The sequence below is a fragment of the Chryseobacterium formosum genome (assembly GCF_026460885.1).
In the GTDB taxonomy this organism is placed as follows: Bacteria; Bacteroidota; Bacteroidia; order Flavobacteriales; family Weeksellaceae; genus Chryseobacterium; species Chryseobacterium formosus.
In genome coordinates this window covers 226982-244423 of sequence record NZ_JAOVZW010000013.1, presented here as the reverse complement: position 1 = coordinate 244423, position 17442 = coordinate 226982, and the positions used below count along the sequence as shown (strand labels likewise).

General features: G+C 33.1%; 19 protein-coding genes. 9 read left to right on the top strand and 10 right to left on the bottom strand.

Features of this window, described 5'->3' with window-relative positions:
* Positions 1-14: 14 nt before the first annotated feature.
* Positions 15-1052: a DNA polymerase III subunit delta gene (gene holA / locus OF897_RS11650; protein ID WP_267265855.1), complete on the bottom strand. Its 1038-nt coding sequence runs from the start codon at positions 1050-1052 to the stop codon at positions 15-17.
* Positions 1053-1059: 7 nt separating this feature from the next.
* Here holA and OF897_RS11645 point away from each other — a divergent pair, with 7 nt between their 5' ends.
* The 5 genes from OF897_RS11645 (at position 1060) to OF897_RS11625 (ending at position 5079) form a co-directional block, all read left to right on the top strand.
* Positions 1060-1488 carry a type I restriction enzyme HsdR N-terminal domain-containing protein gene (locus OF897_RS11645; RefSeq protein ID WP_267265854.1) on the top strand — a complete coding sequence of 143 codons (429 nt, stop codon included), beginning with the start codon at positions 1060-1062 and terminating at the stop codon, positions 1486-1488.
* Positions 1489-1604: 116 nt separating this feature from the next.
* Positions 1605-1913, top strand: a complete 309-nt coding sequence (locus OF897_RS11640) for a hypothetical protein (RefSeq protein WP_267265853.1) — start codon at positions 1605-1607, stop codon at positions 1911-1913.
* Positions 1914-1943: 30 nt separating this feature from the next.
* Positions 1944-2555: an HAD family hydrolase gene (locus OF897_RS11635; protein WP_267265852.1), complete on the top strand. Its 612-nt coding sequence runs from the start codon at positions 1944-1946 to the stop codon at positions 2553-2555.
* Positions 2556-2681: 126 nt separating this feature from the next.
* Entirely contained in the window at positions 2682-4229 is a 1548-nt protein-coding gene (locus OF897_RS11630) for a T9SS type A sorting domain-containing protein (RefSeq protein ID WP_267265851.1), read from the top strand.
* Between the two features lie 106 nt (positions 4230-4335).
* Entirely contained in the window at positions 4336-5079 is a 744-nt protein-coding gene (locus OF897_RS11625; protein ID WP_267265850.1) for a dienelactone hydrolase family protein, read from the top strand.
* Between the two features lie 48 nt (positions 5080-5127).
* Here the strand turns inward: OF897_RS11625 and OF897_RS11620 are convergent, their stop codons facing one another.
* The 8 genes from OF897_RS11620 to OF897_RS11585 form a co-directional block, all read right to left on the bottom strand.
* A complete protein-coding gene (locus tag OF897_RS11620; protein WP_267265849.1) occupies positions 5128-5358 on the bottom strand; it encodes a hypothetical protein in 231 nt (76 codons plus the stop codon).
* Between the two features lie 2 nt (positions 5359-5360).
* On the bottom strand, positions 5361-5729 hold the full coding sequence (locus tag OF897_RS11615; protein ID WP_267265848.1) for a cupin domain-containing protein: 369 nt from the start codon (positions 5727-5729) through the stop codon (positions 5361-5363).
* A gap of 225 nt (positions 5730-5954) precedes the next feature.
* Positions 5955-6491 carry a GNAT family N-acetyltransferase gene (locus tag OF897_RS11610; RefSeq protein ID WP_267265847.1) on the bottom strand — a complete coding sequence of 179 codons (537 nt, stop codon included), beginning with the start codon at positions 6489-6491 and terminating at the stop codon, positions 5955-5957.
* A 12-nt stretch (positions 6492-6503) separates the two neighbouring features.
* Entirely contained in the window at positions 6504-7109 is a 606-nt protein-coding gene (locus OF897_RS11605) for a DUF2911 domain-containing protein (RefSeq protein WP_267265846.1), read from the bottom strand.
* A gap of 190 nt (positions 7110-7299) precedes the next feature.
* Positions 7300-7860, bottom strand: a complete 561-nt coding sequence (locus tag OF897_RS11600; protein WP_267265845.1) for a DinB family protein — start codon at positions 7858-7860, stop codon at positions 7300-7302.
* A gap of 54 nt (positions 7861-7914) precedes the next feature.
* Complete coding sequence (locus tag OF897_RS11595) at positions 7915-8439, bottom strand: Crp/Fnr family transcriptional regulator (protein WP_267265844.1); 525 nt, start codon at positions 8437-8439, stop codon at positions 7915-7917.
* A gap of 69 nt (positions 8440-8508) precedes the next feature.
* Positions 8509-10377, bottom strand: coding sequence for a hypothetical protein (locus OF897_RS11590; protein ID WP_267265843.1), 1869 nt, complete (start codon positions 10375-10377; stop codon positions 8509-8511).
* A 21-nt stretch (positions 10378-10398) separates the two neighbouring features.
* On the bottom strand, positions 10399-11550 hold the full coding sequence (locus OF897_RS11585) for an ABC transporter ATP-binding protein (RefSeq protein WP_267265842.1): 1152 nt from the start codon (positions 11548-11550) through the stop codon (positions 10399-10401).
* 104 nt (positions 11551-11654) lie between these two features.
* Here OF897_RS11585 and OF897_RS11580 point away from each other — a divergent pair, with 104 nt between their 5' ends.
* Positions 11655-12503: a hypothetical protein gene (locus OF897_RS11580; protein ID WP_267265841.1), complete on the top strand. Its 849-nt coding sequence runs from the start codon at positions 11655-11657 to the stop codon at positions 12501-12503.
* Here OF897_RS11580 and OF897_RS11575 read toward each other — a convergent pair.
* A complete protein-coding gene (locus OF897_RS11575) occupies positions 12500-12841 on the bottom strand; it encodes a hypothetical protein (protein ID WP_267265840.1) in 342 nt (113 codons plus the stop codon). The genes OF897_RS11580 and OF897_RS11575 overlap by 4 nt on opposite strands.
* Positions 12842-13311: 470 nt before the next feature.
* Here OF897_RS11575 and fucP point away from each other — a divergent pair, with 470 nt between their 5' ends.
* The 3 genes from fucP to OF897_RS11560 all read left to right on the top strand — a co-directional run bounded on the left by fucP (position 13312) and on the right by OF897_RS11560 (position 17284).
* Positions 13312-14592 carry an L-fucose:H+ symporter permease gene (gene fucP / locus OF897_RS11570; protein ID WP_267265839.1) on the top strand — a complete coding sequence of 427 codons (1281 nt, stop codon included), beginning with the start codon at positions 13312-13314 and terminating at the stop codon, positions 14590-14592.
* Between the two features lie 115 nt (positions 14593-14707).
* On the top strand, positions 14708-16348 hold the full coding sequence (locus tag OF897_RS11565) for a UxaA family hydrolase (protein WP_267265838.1): 1641 nt from the start codon (positions 14708-14710) through the stop codon (positions 16346-16348).
* A gap of 171 nt (positions 16349-16519) precedes the next feature.
* Positions 16520-17284, top strand: coding sequence for an SDR family NAD(P)-dependent oxidoreductase (locus tag OF897_RS11560; RefSeq protein WP_267265837.1), 765 nt, complete (start codon positions 16520-16522; stop codon positions 17282-17284).
* Positions 17285-17442: the final 158 nt, after the last annotated feature.

Genomic DNA, 17442 nt, shown 5'->3' with positions numbered 1-17442 from the left:
TTCACAATTCACTTCTACACTTTCATCTTAATTTTATCTACATTGATAATCTTGTACACCAATTCTTTAATCAGTTCGGCATCATTCATATTAACGGCTCCCAAACCTTTTCCTTTCATGTCGAATTCCCTTAAAATAGAAATGACACGGGTTGAATGTTTTAAAGGATACAATCTCGCAGCTTCTGCATAATCTTTAATAAAATAAGGATTAACTCCCATTTGAGAAGCAATTACTTGAGGCGGTTGACCAATCATCGTGTTGTAAATAATCACATTCGAAAAATAGCTGTATAAACTCGCCATCATCATCACAAACGGATTGTTTTTAGGATTTTTGCCCATAAAATGAGCAATTTTAAAGGCTGCATTTGCATTTTTTGTTCCTAAAGCTTTCTGAAACTCAAAGACATTATATTCTTTACTGATTCCGATGTGATTTTCAACGACGGTTCCGTCTAAGATTTGTCCTTCTTTAAGAATAATTTTCAGTTTCCCGAGCTCGTTGGCAATTCTTGAAAGGTCGTTTCCAAGATATTCTGCGAGAAGATGAGAAATATTCGGAGCGGTTTTTATACCTAATTTGATACATTCATCGGCAATCCATTTCGGTAGATTATTTTCCCTTACCGACTCACTCAGAAAAAGTGCATTGGCTTTATCTAAAGATTTCGTAACTTTTTTGCGGCTGTCTAATTTCTTGTGTTTGTGCGCAAAAACCAAAACGGTGGACGGAACAGGATTTTCAACATACGCTTCCAAAGCTTTGCTTTCTTCCTCATTCAGCTTCAAATCCTGTGCTTCTTTTACAATAATCACCTGTTTGTCGCCCATCATTGGAAACTGTCGTGCCAAAGAGAGAATTTCCTGATAAGTTGTGTCTTTTCCGTAAGTTACGGTTTGATTGAAAGCTTTTTCGTCTTCTTCGAGAAAATCGTGTTCAAGAGCTTTTAGAGCAACATCAATAAAGTAAGGTTCTTCTCCGTGGAAAAAATAAATAGGTAAAACTTCTTTATTTTTAATATTTTTGAGGATTAAATCTAATTCTTTCATCGTATAAATGGAACTTCCAAAACTGAACTTTCAGGAAACTTTTGATTTTAAATTCAAGAAAGACAAAGATAAGTTTTTTATTTATGACTTGGTTCGTAAAACTTACCTTTTGCTCACGCCTGAAGAATGGGTAAGACAGCATTGGATTCATTATTATCTTACCGTAAAGTCCTACTCCACATCAGCTTTAATTACAGAAAAAAAGATTGTTTTAAATGGTTTAACGAAACGTATCGACCTTTTAATTACTGAAAAAGCGCAACCAAAGATTCTTATAGAATGTAAAGCTCCGCAAATTAAATTGACTGAAAAAACATTTGAGCAAACAGCGAGATATAATTCTATAGTAGGAGCTTCTGAAATTATTTTAACGAATGGTTTGCAGCATATTAATGCGTTTTATGAGAATGGAGAATATCAGTTTTATAGACCTTAATAATTTTACTAATAAGAGTTATTATTACAGACCATTAAATTTAAAACTTTAGAGATTATCACATTTAAATACTTCACAATTTGAACGATATACTACTGCAAAAATATGGTTTGACCATGCAAAAATCATCCAAGAAATTTCATGGAATTATTTCAGGAAATCCCATTGCTAATTACATTTATAATTATAGACATCCGGATGATGTGGATGACTTCGTAGCCGACTTGGATTTAGCAATTTCTGGTAATTTTTCGCTAATTGAAGATCCAGATCATGGAGGTGGTTTGGGAAACTATTGGTTTGCGCAAATAACTCCAACTCATTTTGAATTGTGGCAGGATGGACATGAAAAAACAATATTTCCTTTAAAAGATTGGAAAGAAATATTGCTTGCTTGGAAAAAGTGTTTGGAATATAATGAATAATAAACTACAGTTAACAGCATTTTATCAATTATGGAAATCAAAAATATAGTATTCGATTTTGGAGGTGTTTTAATGGATTGGAACCCAAGATATTTTTTCAAAACTTATTTTAATGATGATGAAAAAATGGAATATTTCCTTGAAAATATAGCACAGGATGAATGGAATATAGAACAAGACAGAGGAAGAACTTTAGCAGAAGGAACAGAAATTCAAATTAAAAAATTTCCGGATTGGGAAAAAGAACTCCGAGCTTATTATGATAACTGGACAGTGATGTTGAAAAGTGATATTCCGCAAAATGTGGAAATTCTCAGAAAATTAAGAAATACTCCTTATCAACTATTTGGATTGACAAATTGGTCTGAAGAAACTTTTCCCTATGCTTTAGAAAACTACGATTTCTTTCAGTTGTTTGACGGAAAAATTGTGGTTTCGGGAACTGAAAAATTAATTAAACCTGATCCTAAAATCTGGCATGTTTTGTTGGAAAGATATCAATTGGAAGCCAAAGAATCGGTTTTTATTGATGATAATCTCAAAAATATTGAAATGGCACAAACTTTAGGTTTTAAAACTATTCATATTCAACCTGAAACAGATTTGGAAGCTGAATTAAATAATTTGGGAATACAACTTTAATAATTTATTATTTTTTAAAAACAAAATTAACCCACAAGCCTTTATGATCTAGACTGTTATAAAAAATAATCTGTATATTTATATTTGTAAAGTTTAATTAAAATAAAACATCAAATACAAAATACTATGAAATTTAAATTATTCTTTTTTCTCATATTAATTATTAATTTCAATAAAACTTGGAGTCAATCACCATCGATACAATGGCAAAAATCTTTTGGTGGAAGTTTTAGAGATTACGCAAAATCTATCCGGCAAACCCAAGATGGAGGGTACATAATTGCCGGATCATCTGAATCTAACAACGGAGATGTTACCGGGAATCATGGATCGTTTGACTGTTGGATTGTAAAACTAGATATATCAGGAAACATTCAGTGGCAAAAAACATACGGAGGAAGCGGTAGTGACAGAGCAAATTCTATTGAACAGACTCAAGATGGAGGATATATTTTTGCCGGTGTCACTTCTTCTATCAATGGAGATGTTACTGGAAATCATAGTTCTGCGGATTATTGGATTGTAAAATTAGATCCATCAGGAAATATACAATGGCAAAAATCTTTAGGAGGATACGGTCACGAGGAAGCGACCTCAGTACAACAGACTTCAGATGGAGGTTACATTGTAGCAGGTAACTCTACGTCTACAGATACGATGGGAGATGTTACGGGAAATCATGGATTCTACGATTATTGGGTTGTAAAATTAAATTCATTAGGAAATATACAGTGGCAGAAAAATTTTGGAGGAAGCAGCTATGAATATGCAGGATCAATAAAACAAACATTGGATAATGGATACATTATGGCAGGTAGCACAATTTCAAATAATGGAGATGTTTCACAAAATTTTGGATTCAGAGATTATTGGGTCATAAAATTAGACGCTTTTGGAAACTTACAATGGGAAAAATCATTAGGAGGAATTGGTGGAGATGAAGCTTTTGATGTTATACAAAATCAAGATGGAGATTATATTGTTGCGGGCTATGCTCAGTCAGACGGCCCGGTTCCAGATTCTATCGGATCTCGTGATTTTTGGATTGTAAAGCTTAATCCTATAGGTAATGTAATATGGCAGAAAAATTTTGGAGGAACAGCTCCAGATGGAGCGAGCTCTATCTATCAGGCTTCTGATGGCGGATATATCGTAGGTGGATATACTCAGTCTACTAACGGAGATATTAGCCAAAATTTTGGGAATACTGACTATTGGGTTATAAAGTTAGATTCAACGGGAAATTTACAGTGGCAAAAATCTTTAGGAGGAAGCAATGTGGATGAATTATATGCTGTGCAGCAAACTTCAGATAATGGATACATTATGATAGGAAATACCATGTCTTCTAACGGAAATATTACATTAAATCATGGGTCGTATGATATTTGGGTTGTAAAATTAGGTTCAACTTTAGGAGTTGATGATAATAAACATATTTTAAAACCCTCTATTTACCCAAATCCTGCAAAAGATTTTGTGAATATTGACAACCTTCCAAAAGAATCAACCGTTAGTATCATAGATTTATCTGGAAGAAAACTTTTCTCTAATAAATATAATGATGAAAAAGTGACCATCAATTTATCCAATCTTATAAATGGAGTTTATTTAATTAAAGCTGAAAATAAAGGAACTACCATTTTATCGGAGAAATTAATTATAAAAAAATAAATGGCGGTTATAATGTTTAAACAAATTTCTATTATTAAATTTAAATAACAAGTTTACTCAAGCGATTTTTTTTCATTAACTTTTCCATTCAATTAAATTACAAAATATGATACGTTCACTATTATTATCAGCATTTTTATTTTCATCAGGAACAGTCTTTAGTCAAAAATTAAAATCTGTGTCTTACCAAGATGGCTCACAAAAACTCAATGGTTTAGTCACTTCAAATGCAGGGAAAAAACTTCCCGGAGTTCTCATTCTTCCGGCTTGGAAAGGAATAGATGATGAAGCAAAAACTGCGGCTGCAGATTTGGAAAAACAAGGTTACATTGCATTTATTGCAGATATTTATGGAGAAGGAAATATTCCAACCGATAATGCTTCTGCTGCAAAAACTGCCGGATTTTACAAAAAAGATTATGCAGCTTATCAGAAAAGGATTTCTCTGGCTTTAGAACAATTGAAGAAAAATGGAGCGATCTCTGACAAAATTGCGGTAATCGGATATTGTTTTGGCGGAACAGGCGCTTTAGAATCAGCAAGAGGAAAACTTCCTGTTGTAGGTGTAGTTTCAATCCACGGAAGTATCGGAAAAGACCAATCGAGACCAAATGAAGTTATTTCAACTAAAATCTTAGTAGAAAATCCAGCGGAGGACAAAAGTGTAACTCCGGAAGACTATAATAATTTGGTAAAAGAAATGAATGATGGCAAAGCTGACTGGCAAATCATCACATACGCCAACTCAAAACATACATTTACTGATCCAAAATCTCCTGATTACAATGAAGTAATGGCAAAAAGAGCCTGGAACCATACTCTCCTATTTTTGAAAGAAATTTTAAAATAATAGAATTTTAAAAATAAAACTCAACCTCAATAATTTGAGGTTGAGTTTTTATATATCATTGGTTTTATTACAATTAGAACACCACGAATACTCTTTTTCTTTATCCTTTAATTTGATTTTGCTAGTTTCACCACAGTTTTCACATGAAGATTTATCGCTTTCAGCTTCTTTTGCTTCATAATCGCAATCGAAACAGCTCCAGGTTGTTACAGGGAATTTTCCGCCAATAAACCAAGTGAATGACTGTTCTTTACATTTTGGACATATTTGTAATCCCATAACTATCTTTTTTCTTGTTCTCTATTCACCAGTTCCATCGAAAATGCAGGAAGACAAATTGCAATATACTCGCAAGGTTCTGAAAACGGATTGCTGTAAAGAATTCTCGCCCCCTTTTCAATTAAAATACTTTGTCCTTTTTCTAAAACAACATCTTCTCCATCAATTTCAAATTGCTTTTTTCCTGAAATTATCAATGTAAATTCATCAAATTCAGGCGTTTGATGAGGTTCGCTCCAATTTGGTGGCGCAACCATGTGTGCAATTGAAATATTCTTATTTTGGGTTGAATTTCCCCAATGTTCTTCTATCAGTTTTCCGTCGGTTGTAGGAACTACAAAAGGTGATTTCTGAATTTTATATTTTTTCATTTTATTACTAATTATTTTTTAACGCAAAGGCCGCAAAGATTTTTAACTACTAAATGTTTTTAAGTTACACAAAGCCATTTCACTTATAAAAGCTCACAAAGTTTTTTATATAAAAACAAATTGTTGACAAGCTATAATTTAAATCTCTCGCAGATTTTGCTGATATATTTTCAGCATTCAAAATCTGCTCAATCAGCAAAATCTGCTTGAAAAATTTATTTAAGTTTAACTAACTTTAAAATGATTTTCCTTTCTGATTTCGTAAACAAAATTAGTTCTTGTCGGTTCGCCAAAATAAGCTACTTCCTCTTCCTTAATTTTCTTTCCGCCCAATCTTTCTAAAGCAGTCTGTGATCTGAGATTTTCTTTACCAATGTGGAAATGAACCGTATCAACATACTGAAAAATATAATCAAGCATCAATTTTTTAATTTGCGGATTGATTCCTTTTCCCCAACATTTTGTTCCGTAAAAAGTATAACCAATAAAAATACTGTTTTTAGATTCATCATAATCGTAGAAACGAGTACTTCCTAAAACATCTCCGCTTGATTTTTCGAAAATTTTGAAAGCGCCTTTGCTCTCCATCGCACCTTTAAAAAAGTTTTTAAAAACTTCTCTTTTGTAACGATCTTTATTAGGATGCTGTTCCCAAACTTTTGAATCGGAGGCAACTTCATATAAAGCCTCAAAATCCCCTTGAGACAGGGGGATTAATTGATATTTATCGTTTTCTAATTCTGGTTGAATTGAAAAATTCATTGATAATAAATTTTAACCTTTTGCTTTTGCAGCGTCAGATTCTATTTTTTTAATTTCCTTCAGTTTCTCTGCAATTTTTGTTACAGCTTCTGGTTTTGCAGGTTTCAAAGCAATTTCTGCTTGAGCAGTATCCCATTTAATGACCAGATTTCCAGAATTTTCGTCTGTAGGATTTAAAGTAATTTCAAACCACTCTTGTTTATCAGCTAATTTATTTACAGGAACCATTACATCTACAACATCCTGTTTTGGATCATAAGTGTAAGCGCCCCATTGCTGGAAATCTTTATTTAAAATCACTTTCCATTCTTTTTCTGTCGGTACGATGAACAAACCGTAAGTTCCTGCAGCAACTACTTTTCCACCAAAATTCACAGACTGTCCGAAAGTAATTTTTGTAGAAGAGTTTGCTCCAGCCCTCCAAACCTGTCCGTAAGGAACCAATTCTCCGAAGATTTTACGGCCTTTTACTCCCGGTCTTCCGTAATCAACAGAAACTTTAGACATTGAAAACTGCTGCTCAACTTTCTGACGTGGACTTGCTGCCGGTACAGAATAATCTTGTGCAAAACTTAAAGCCGAAGCCGAAATACAAACTGCAAATAATAACTTTTTCACTTATTTTAAATTTTGTCTAAAATTACAAAATCGAGTTCATAAATCACTTTTTGACTTTGATAAATTTTGTTAAAATAAAATTCTTAAATTGTTATGATTATATTTCTTTAAACGAAAAAAGCGCAAATATTTTTAACTACTAAATGTCTTTAAGTTCGCAAAGGCGTTTGACTATGTCGAATCTTCGATTTCACTCAGCAAAATTCATTAGATTTAAGTTTCTTTTTGCTTGTTCAATGTGTCGCAAATTGTGATAAATTACAAAACGGAAAGTATCACCAAGTTTTAGTTTAATTAAATTTGAAATACTTATGCTGGTTTTCACTTTGTTTAAATCTATATTTTTAGCTTCATTTAAAAGTTGAATCATTTGCTTTTGTTGGGAAATAAATTCATTTAAAACGCTTTTATCAAGTTTACTGTGAATAGGATTCATAGCTTTGAAAGTTTTCATTTTATTTAAATTCTCCTTTGGAATCATCGATTGAGCAAAATAATTTCCCAAAACTCCTAAACTGAAAATTTCTGTTGTTTTTGTATCTGAATTTTTTATTCTTTTATTGATTTCAGGAATGTAAAATTTCCCGTAACGATTCAAATGTTCAATGCATTCCAGAATACTCCAGCTTTTTTCTGAAAGTCTATAATTGAGTTTTTCTTCTGATTGATTCAAAAGAGTTTCAGCAAAGTGTATATTTTCTTCAGTAATTTTTTTCAATTCATGAATCAGTTGAAGCGTAGGAATTTTCATAACCATTTTTATAGCAAATTTCCAGTTTTATAAAATCATAAATATTGACTGAAATCAAGATTTTTTGAGTCTTGATAATGTTTCTGGACTCATTCTTAAATAGTTTGCAATATGTTTATTCGGAATTTCCTGAAAAAGTTGCGGACTTCTTTTTAAAACTCTTTCGTAACGCTCTCTTGGAGAATTGATTAATAAATCTTTTTCTCTTTCAATCTGCTGTAAAACTAAATCTTCCAAAATAACAGTCCATAACTTTAAATTTTCATCCGAGGATTTTATAAACTCATAGAAATCTTTCTTAGACGCTACTCGTATTTCGATTTTTTTGATTGCCTGAATATAAAAATCACTTGGCTTTTCCGACAAAAAAGAGTCAAGACAAACAATAATATTTTCTTTATATCCAAACCGGATCACTCTGTCCTGATCTTCATCTCTGATGAAAATTCGAACACTACCCTTCTCAATAAAATAGATATTGCTGTCGACATCGCCTTCCAAAGTCAAAAAATAATGTCTGTTGATGACTTTTTTCTTTTGAAACAAATCTGCATCCAATAGAGTCTGAATAATATTCACAGTCTAAATTTTTAAATTAAATAAACCCTCATAAAAAAATATGAGGGTTGAAAAATATGGGATCTAAATTTATTCCGGCATTGCTTTCCATTTCTGCAAAACTGCAGTATAAAAATACATGAAAATAAAACCAAGAATTAAAATGATATAACTCAGCGTGAAGCTTAAATATTCAATAATGCTATTACAGTCACCATAAGGATAATCGTCATCAATATTCGTAACAATCCCTGCACATTCAGCTTTCTGATGAATAGTGATAATTATAAAAATCAAGAAAATTAAAAGTACAAAACAATTCATCGAAATATTTACCAAAACTGAAGAAACCGTTTTATTAACCATATCCATTTTTAATAAAGGAATCAGCAAAATAATTAGCCCAATAAACAAAACAAAATAGGAAACAAAAAATTCTTCCTGTCCTCTGAATGTCAATCCATAAAACACTGTAATTAATGTCACAAAAAGCATTAAAACTCCTGCACTAATCACGCTGAAAAGCAAAGAGCGAAGTCCCGTAATTCTAAAGCTGAAAATAAATGTGGATAGGAAAAATGCGATCCAGATATAAATATGTATGTTTTCTGAAAAGAAATCATCCTGCTTCATAGAATCTACATTCTTCAAGAGATCTTTCATGCTTTCAGAGACGTAATAATAATCAGTCGTATTATTTTTCACATACTTATCTGGCGCAATCTGTCTGTTTATTTCGGGATTAAATATTCTCAACTTCACACTATCCTGAACGTCACCTCCATTATAAGAAGAAGCTACAGAATCTACAGCAACGGTCGATTCGTAATAAGGTTCATCCTCAAATCTTGAACTTGGCACAAAATCTTTAATAAAATAACGGATTTCAAAATTCGGATTGTCTTTTGAGTAAATTAATGAAGTCCATTTTTTGGCATCGAGATTATTTTTTATCCTATATTTTTTAGAAATAGAAAGAAAATCGCTGAAGAGTTTTTCGAGTTCTGCAGGCTTTTTTCTGTTTAATAATTCTGTTGTTTTTTTATTGATAAACGCTTTCTGATTTTTAAGGGTGTAATCCGGAGCGTTTTTATCATAGTAACTGTTTTCTAAGGCACCATCATTGTAACCAGTAAAATCGTAATCGTAAAAAACTTCTGAAAAATTGTAAAAACTTGGCTGCGTAGTTTTGATGTAAGCCGAAAGATCTACAACATCTTTTTTAAAATAAAAAATAGAATACTTTCTTTCAATATCTGTCTCCGAATAAGCTGGCTCTATTTTCTCTGAATATTCAGGTTCATTTGGTATAAAATCTCCTGCTTTATTTTTTCTAGAAGATTTTTTTGAGTACACAGAATTATACTGGTAAATTCTGTTATAATACACAAAAAACTTTTTGTTTCGGTCTATCTTCTCAATATCATTTTCACAATACAGATCAGAAAAAATTTTTGGAAACAGTCTATTTTCCAAAGTATAAGATTCTATATTTTGAGAAAGAAAAGGTGCGGTTCTGTTGACAATATCAATATTTTTCGCCATTTCAGAATCAGGATATTTATTGTTAATAAACATTCTGAAACCCACCATATAAGAAAAATAAAACGTCGTACACGAGAAAATAATGATAAAATATTGTACAAATTGTCCAAACAATTTTCCTTTAGAAGTAGGATAAAAATTCTTGAACCCATTGTTTTTAAACATCATCAACAACCAGCCAACAACAAGAAGTATTGAAATGATAAGATGAATAAAAATCACTCCATTTCTGAAATAATCATCTTTAACAGAATATTTTTGCAACGATACTGGATCGATATGAGAAAGATATCCAATGATAAAAAAGATGATATGAAAAAATAATGCTGCCAAAAGCATCCATACGATTTTGGTATTCCAGACTGTAGGATATTTCTCGAGCAGATATTGATTTATTTTATTGATTTTCTGCATTTTAATTAAAATTAAAGAAGATTAATTGACGAAAAATCTTCTCGTAGAAGAAGAAATATTTCTAATGTACACTATTTCCGCCTGAGCATTTCCCAAAGCCGATATTACTTGATGAAACTGAGTTTCCGCGCCAAAATAAGCAACGTAAACGCCACCATTGAAATTCAGTTTTTCGAGACTGAAATCTTTGAAAACCTCTAAAAGTTTTTCACGGCTCTCATTGGTATCGATTTCAATAATCAATTGAATTTCTCCATCTTCCTGTTTTTCAGAATTGTCTTTGTATTTTCCATTTTTAAGGAAAATCACCTTATCTGAAATCTTTTCTACTTCATACAATTGTTGCGAACTCAAAATCAAGGCAATCGGATGATTCACCGAATTGGCAATCGATTTTAAATCTTCTAAAATAACCTGTTGCGCCAAAACATCAAGGTTCGCCAAAGGTTCGTCGAGTAAAAGAATTTCTGGTTTTCTTAAAAGAATTCTAGCCAATTCAAAGCGCATTTTGTAACCTGACGAAAGTTCGCTCCATTTCAGATGTTTGTAATTCCACAATCCGAGACGGGCAATCATCATTAACGTTCTGGTTTCGTTTTCTTCAGAAGCAACACCATGATTTGAAAGCACGAATTTCAGGTTATCTTTCAGACTTCCGTACCATTTTTCGGTTCGTTGCGGAATGTAAACCAACTTCGTTCTCAGGTCATATTCATTTTTTGATTTTTCATTGAAAGAATAATCTAAACTTCCCTCATTAAATGAAATTTCATTCGCCAAAATCCTCAATAAAGTCGTTTTACCATTGCCGTTCTCTCCTACCAAACCGTAAACCTGCCCTTTATTAATCTCCACAGAAACCGGCCCGAGCGAAAAACGGTTGCTTCCGTAAGATTTTACAATATCTTTTGCTTTTAAAACAGATTGTTCAGAAATATGCTCTTTTACCTGCACTTTTTCAATTTTGGCGAGAAGATTTTTTGATTTTTCAATTAATTCGTCGATAGCGTGATTTTGAGTTTCTTTCCAGTCTGTCAAATCAATCGCTTCTTTATAAATCGACATATCCTGAGTATCAATAGCGCAGTCTAACAATTTTCTGAATCCTAAAACGGTATCTTTATTATCAAAAAAATGGTAGACTTCGGCAACTCTTTGCTGATGTTTGGTCATTTGGTTTATTTAATTGAACCGAAGATAAATATTTTTAAGACAACTTATATCTTAATGGTGAGAAAAAATTAATCTATATTTGGGGATATTTTAAGAATCGGAAAATGTTTAAAAAGTTTAGCTGTTTAGCCATCGTTTTGTTGAGTTTAAATCCTTTTAAAGCTCAGGAAAAGATTCCGTTCAGAATCACAAAGCACAATAACATTATTGTAAAGACTTTAGTTAATGATAAAGATTCGCTTCATCTGATGTTCCAGATTGCGATGGAAGATGCTTCAATTTCACCCGAAAGAATCAGAAAAGCAGACCACATCAAATTTAAAGATGAAATAAGTGATGGAAATACTGTGAAAATCGGCAACAAAAAATACGAGAATATTAGGTTTTTTGATAATGAATTTACAGGTCACGAAGCCGACGGAAAGATAGGAACCGGAATTTTTAAAGACAAATATTTTAAAATTGATTACGACAACAGTCTGTTGGTTTCTTATGATAAAGAGCCAGATTTAAAGGATTATCAACCGATGAATCTGTATGTACAAAACGGACAATTCTACATCGTTGCAGACAATATAATTGAAGATAAACAGCAGGAAGCTTATTTTCTACTTCAGTCTGGTTATTCGGGAGGTTTGCTGTATAGCAACGAGTTTGCAGAAGCAAATAATCTGAATGAAAAGCTGAAAATTACAGGTGAAAAATCAATGAAAAACTCTGCCGGACAAATCATGACAACAAAGCAGGGAATTTTACCTTTTCTAAAGCTAGGAAATATTGTTTTAAAAGATCTTACAGCCGGATTTTTCACAGGAGATCTCAAAACACAACACGCCAATTACTTTGCAGCAGACGTTATGAAAAGATTCAACTGGATTTTTGACAAAGACAGGAAAATAGTTTATATAAAACCGAGTAAATATTTTAATGAACCTTATTATAAAATCAATTAAATCCCCATTCCTGCCATCATCGACATATAATTATTGGCGCAGTGTAAAGATATAAGCAGAAGAATATTTTTTTCCTCAAATGTTTCTAAAATCTCCGAAGTTGTTATCTGATATTCGTAAATCAAACTGCGCCACTGAATATTGGGGTTCATTACCAAAAGTTCACTCCCCTTTTCGTCAGTCAATACAAAAGATTCTCTGAAAAATCCTTTGTGGCTGAAAGTGTAGTTTTTCTCAACATCATTCAAGTAAGTATTTAAAACAATGTTTCCATCCCAATTCATTGCAAATTTTAAAATCACATTTTTGCCGTCTTTTACTTCAACAGTTGTTCCCAAAAAACCTTTCGGCTCAATTTGATATTTTGAATTTAAAATTTCAATTTCTGCATTGAATTTAAACCAGTTTTTATAATTTAACTGTCCAATTATTTTATCATTTTTATGAGATTTTGAAAGTGGTAAATTTTTCTGAAGTTGCCGAGTATTCTATAATGTAATTTAGTTTCAAGTGTATTTGAAACTAAATTACATTTTTTCCCAAACTAAAATCAGTTATCTGAAAAATTGATTTTTTCAGAAATCAAAAATTGCATTAAAAAATCATTAACAAATTTCAGAAATTCTTGAACTATCTTGTACTATCCTGCCCTGCCGATTTTTTATTCGAAAAATTATTATACTTTTAAAATATCAGAAAACGTTTAAGTTTTAAAGAAGAATCGATTTTTTATTGGACATAACATATCATGCAATCGATTAGCCTTTTCGTTTTAAAATAGAAAAGAAATAATTATTAAATCCGACTAATGAATAATACCCAATCAGGTAACTCAATTTCTTCCGCATCAAAAAAAAGAAATTATGGTCTTCCATTAATTCTTATTACAAGTTTGTTTTTCTTTTGGGGATTTATTCATAACCTCGATCCAATTTTAATTAAACATCTAAGAAGTGCCTTTCAATTAAATCATTTTCAGGCTTCATTAGTTGATTCATCTGTTTTTGCAGCATACTTTTTACTTGCAATTCCAGCAGGAATGATTATTCAAAAATATGGTTACAAAACAGGAATTCTGGTGGGATTATTTTTCTTTGCAGCAGGATGTTTTCTGTTTGTTCCCGCAGCCAATACCGTGAGTTATCCGTTTTTTCTTGGAGCGTTATTCGTATTGTCCTGTGGATTGGCAATTTTGGAAACCGCAGCCAATCCTTACATCACAGTTTTAGGTCCGCCAGAAAAAGCAACACAAAGATTAAATTTCGCACAATCATTTAATGGTTTGGCGGCTTCTGTTGCTCCGATTATTGGTGGTATTTTTATTTTAGCAGAAGAACCAAAATCTCAGGATGAACTTTCGACATTGAGTGAAGCAGCAAAATTAGCGTATATCCAGGCGGAAACCTTTTTGGTAAAAGGACCTTACATGATTTTAGGATTAATTCTTTTATTGGTTCTTATCCTATTTTTCTTCATTAAATTGCCTGATGTGACCGAAAGCGAAGAAAAATCAACAAAAAATTATCTGCAGGTTTTAGGCGTAAGAAATGTCGGCTGGGGTGTTTTAGCTCAATTTTTCTATATCGGAGCACAAATTTACGTCTTTAGCTTTCTTCTTGTTTTTGCAGAAGATGCCATCAATATGGGCGGACAAGAAGCCAAATATTATGCAGGAGTCGCAGGATTTTTATTTATGATTGGACGTTTTGCGGGAACCTTTTTTATGAAATATGTTTCGCCTCAAAAATTATTGAGAATTTACAGTGTCATCAGCATAATTCTCAGCATTTACGTCGTTGCTGGCTCAGGAATTTCAACTTTATATGCACTTGTCGGATTGACATTTTTTATGTCCATCATGTTTCCAACGATTTTTGCTTTGGGAATTGAAGGCGCAGGTTCAGAAACCAAACCAGCCTCAAGTTTATTAATTATGTCAATTGTTGGCGGTGCCATTATTCCCCCGATTGCCAGTAAAATCACAGATATTTCAGGGAATATTCACTTATCTTACCTTGTGCCTCTACTTTGTTTTATCATCGTTTTTTTATTTTCATTGAGATTCAAAACTAAAAATAATATTGAATAAATTATAAAATAAAAGAGAAAGTCTAATTTAAGTGAAACGGCTTTGTGAGACTAGAAACAGTTAGTAATTGAAACCTTTAGTGAACTTTGTGTTCAATCAGCACTATATAATAAAAATGAGCAATTTAATTTTAAAAATAAATCAAAAAGATAATGTTTTGGTCGCTTTGCAGGATATTCCGGCAGAAACCGAAATTATTTTCGAAAGTGTAACCTACAAAACTTTAGAAACCATTCCTGCCAAACATAAATTCTTTATGACTGACATGAAACAGGGAAAAGAAATTTTCATGTACGGAGTTTTGGTTGGAAAAGTTCAATACGATTTGCCTGCTGGAACGAGAATGACCACAGATAATACCAAACATGCTGCCGATCCTTACTATTATCGTGATGTTGACTATCAATGGACAAAACCTGATGTTTCTAAATTTCTGCATAAAACTTTTAAAGGTTATTATCGTTCAAACGGCGAGGTAGGAACAGCCAATTACTGGCTTTTTATTCCGACTGTTTTTTGCGAAAACCGAAATTTGGATATTATTAAAGAATCGCTTTACAATGAATTGGGATATGCGGTTGACGAAAAATATAAGAGCTATACACATCAGTTAGTTGAAGCCATTTCTAAAGGAGAGAATTTAGATGAGATTGATTTTTCAACCTCAAATATTCCTAAAAAAGAAAGAGTTTTCAAAAATGTGGATGGAATTAAATTTCTCAATCACACCGGCGGTTGTGGCGGAACGAGGCAGGATGCAGATACGCTTAGCAAACTTTTGGCTTCTTACGCAGACCATCCTAATGTCGCAGGAGTTACTTTGTTGAGTCTGGGATGTCAACATTTACAAATCGAAAATTTCAGGAAAGATTTATTAAACAGAAATCCTGATTTTTCTAAACCTCTGCTTGTTTTCGAACAACAGAAAGCCGAAAGCGAAGAAACCATGATTAAAAATGCGATTTTTGAAACTTTGAAAGGACTTTTAGAAATCAATAAAATTGAACGTGAAGATGCGCCACTTAGTAAACTTTGCGTTGGCGTAAAATGTGGTGGAAGTGATGGTTTCAGTGGTATTTCGGCGAATCCTGCTGTGGGACATTTGGCGGATATTCTTTCAGTTTTAGGAGCAAAAGTTTTACTGGCAGAGTTTCCGGAATTGTGTGGTGTCGAACAGGAATTAATTGACCGTGCCATTGATAAGCCAACCGCAGAAAAATTCATCCGGTTGATGACAGAATATGATGAACTCGCCCATGCAGTCGGTTCAGGGTTTTATATGAATCCTTCTCCGGGAAATATTAAAGACGGATTAATTACTGATGCTATCAAATCGGCAGGAGCAGCAAAAAAAGGTGGTTCTTCGCCTGTTTTCGATGTTTTAGATTATACCGAACCAGCAACGAAACCAGGACTGAGTCTGGTTTGTACACCTGGAAATGATGTAGAAGCAACCACAGGAAAAGCAGCGTCGGGAGCTACTCTGATCTTGTTCACCACAGGACTTGGAACGCCGACGGGAAATCCGGTTTGTCCGGTTATTAAAGTGGCTACGAATACAATTTTAGCTAAAAAAATGTCTGATATTATTGATATTGATACAGGTGCAATTGTTCGTGGCGAAAAAACGATTCAAGAAATGGGCGAAGATATTTTGGATTTCTGTATTGAAGTGGCAAGTGGAAATATTATTCCTAAAGCGGTGGCTTTGAATCAGGATGATTTTATTCCCTGGAAACGAGGGGTAAGTTTATAGGGAGAGCCAAGTAAAAAGTAGAAAGAGACAAAGTGAAAAATACTGTCAACAATTCCCCACCTTTGGAGGGGTGGCGAAAAATCTTCGATTTTTGATGGGGGGGGGTGGTTTATACAAACAATATCATCAAAGCTAAAAGTTATTAGTAAAATTGTAAATAAAAATATATAAATGTTTTCATTAAAAAATAAAAAAGCCGTTGTGACAGGCGGTGGAAGTGGAATTGGGCAGGCGATTGCGGTTCAGTTGGCAGCCAATGGTGCGGAAGTTCATATCCTTGAAATTACACAGCAGAATGGGCAGGAAACGCTTGGAAAAATTAAGTCTGCGGGAGGAAATGCGAAAGTTCATGCATGTGATGTTTCAAAACAGAAGGATGTTTTGGAAGTTTTCGGACAGATTGGAGCGATCAATATTTTGGTTAACAATGCTGGAATTGCCCATATTGGGAAAGCTGACACGACTTCGGAAGAGGATTTTGACAGAATTTATAATGTCAACATTAAAGGGGTTTACAATTGTCTGTTTGCAGCAATTCCTCAGATCAGAAAATCTAACGGCGGCGTGATTATTAATATGGCTTCGATTGCTGCGTTGGTGGGAATTCCGGATCGGTTTGCTTACAGTACGGCAAAAGGTGCGGTGAAGGCAATGACGATGAGTGTTGCGAAGGATTATATCAGTGAAAATATCCGTTGTAATTCTATTTCTCCGGCGCGGGTGCATACGCCTTTTGTGGATGGATTTTTAAAGAATAATTATCCTGATAATATTGAAGAAATGTTTGCTAAATTATCAAAGACACAACCTATCGGAAGGATGGCTCATCCTGAGGAAGTGGCCTCGTTAGCGCTTTATCTGTGCAGTGACGAAGCGTCATTTATTACGGGTGTAGATTATCCTATTGACGGTGGTTTTACAACTTTGAATAATTAAAATTTGTAAATTAACTAAAGAGTTGAAAAAGAGCAAAACTACCCTAGCCCCGATAGGAACGGCATCCTTTTTTGTCATTGCGGTGGCGAAAAAGTTCAGCTTATTATCCCAGTTGTCCGCAATGACAAAAAAGATACAGTGGATAGCGGGATTAAGCT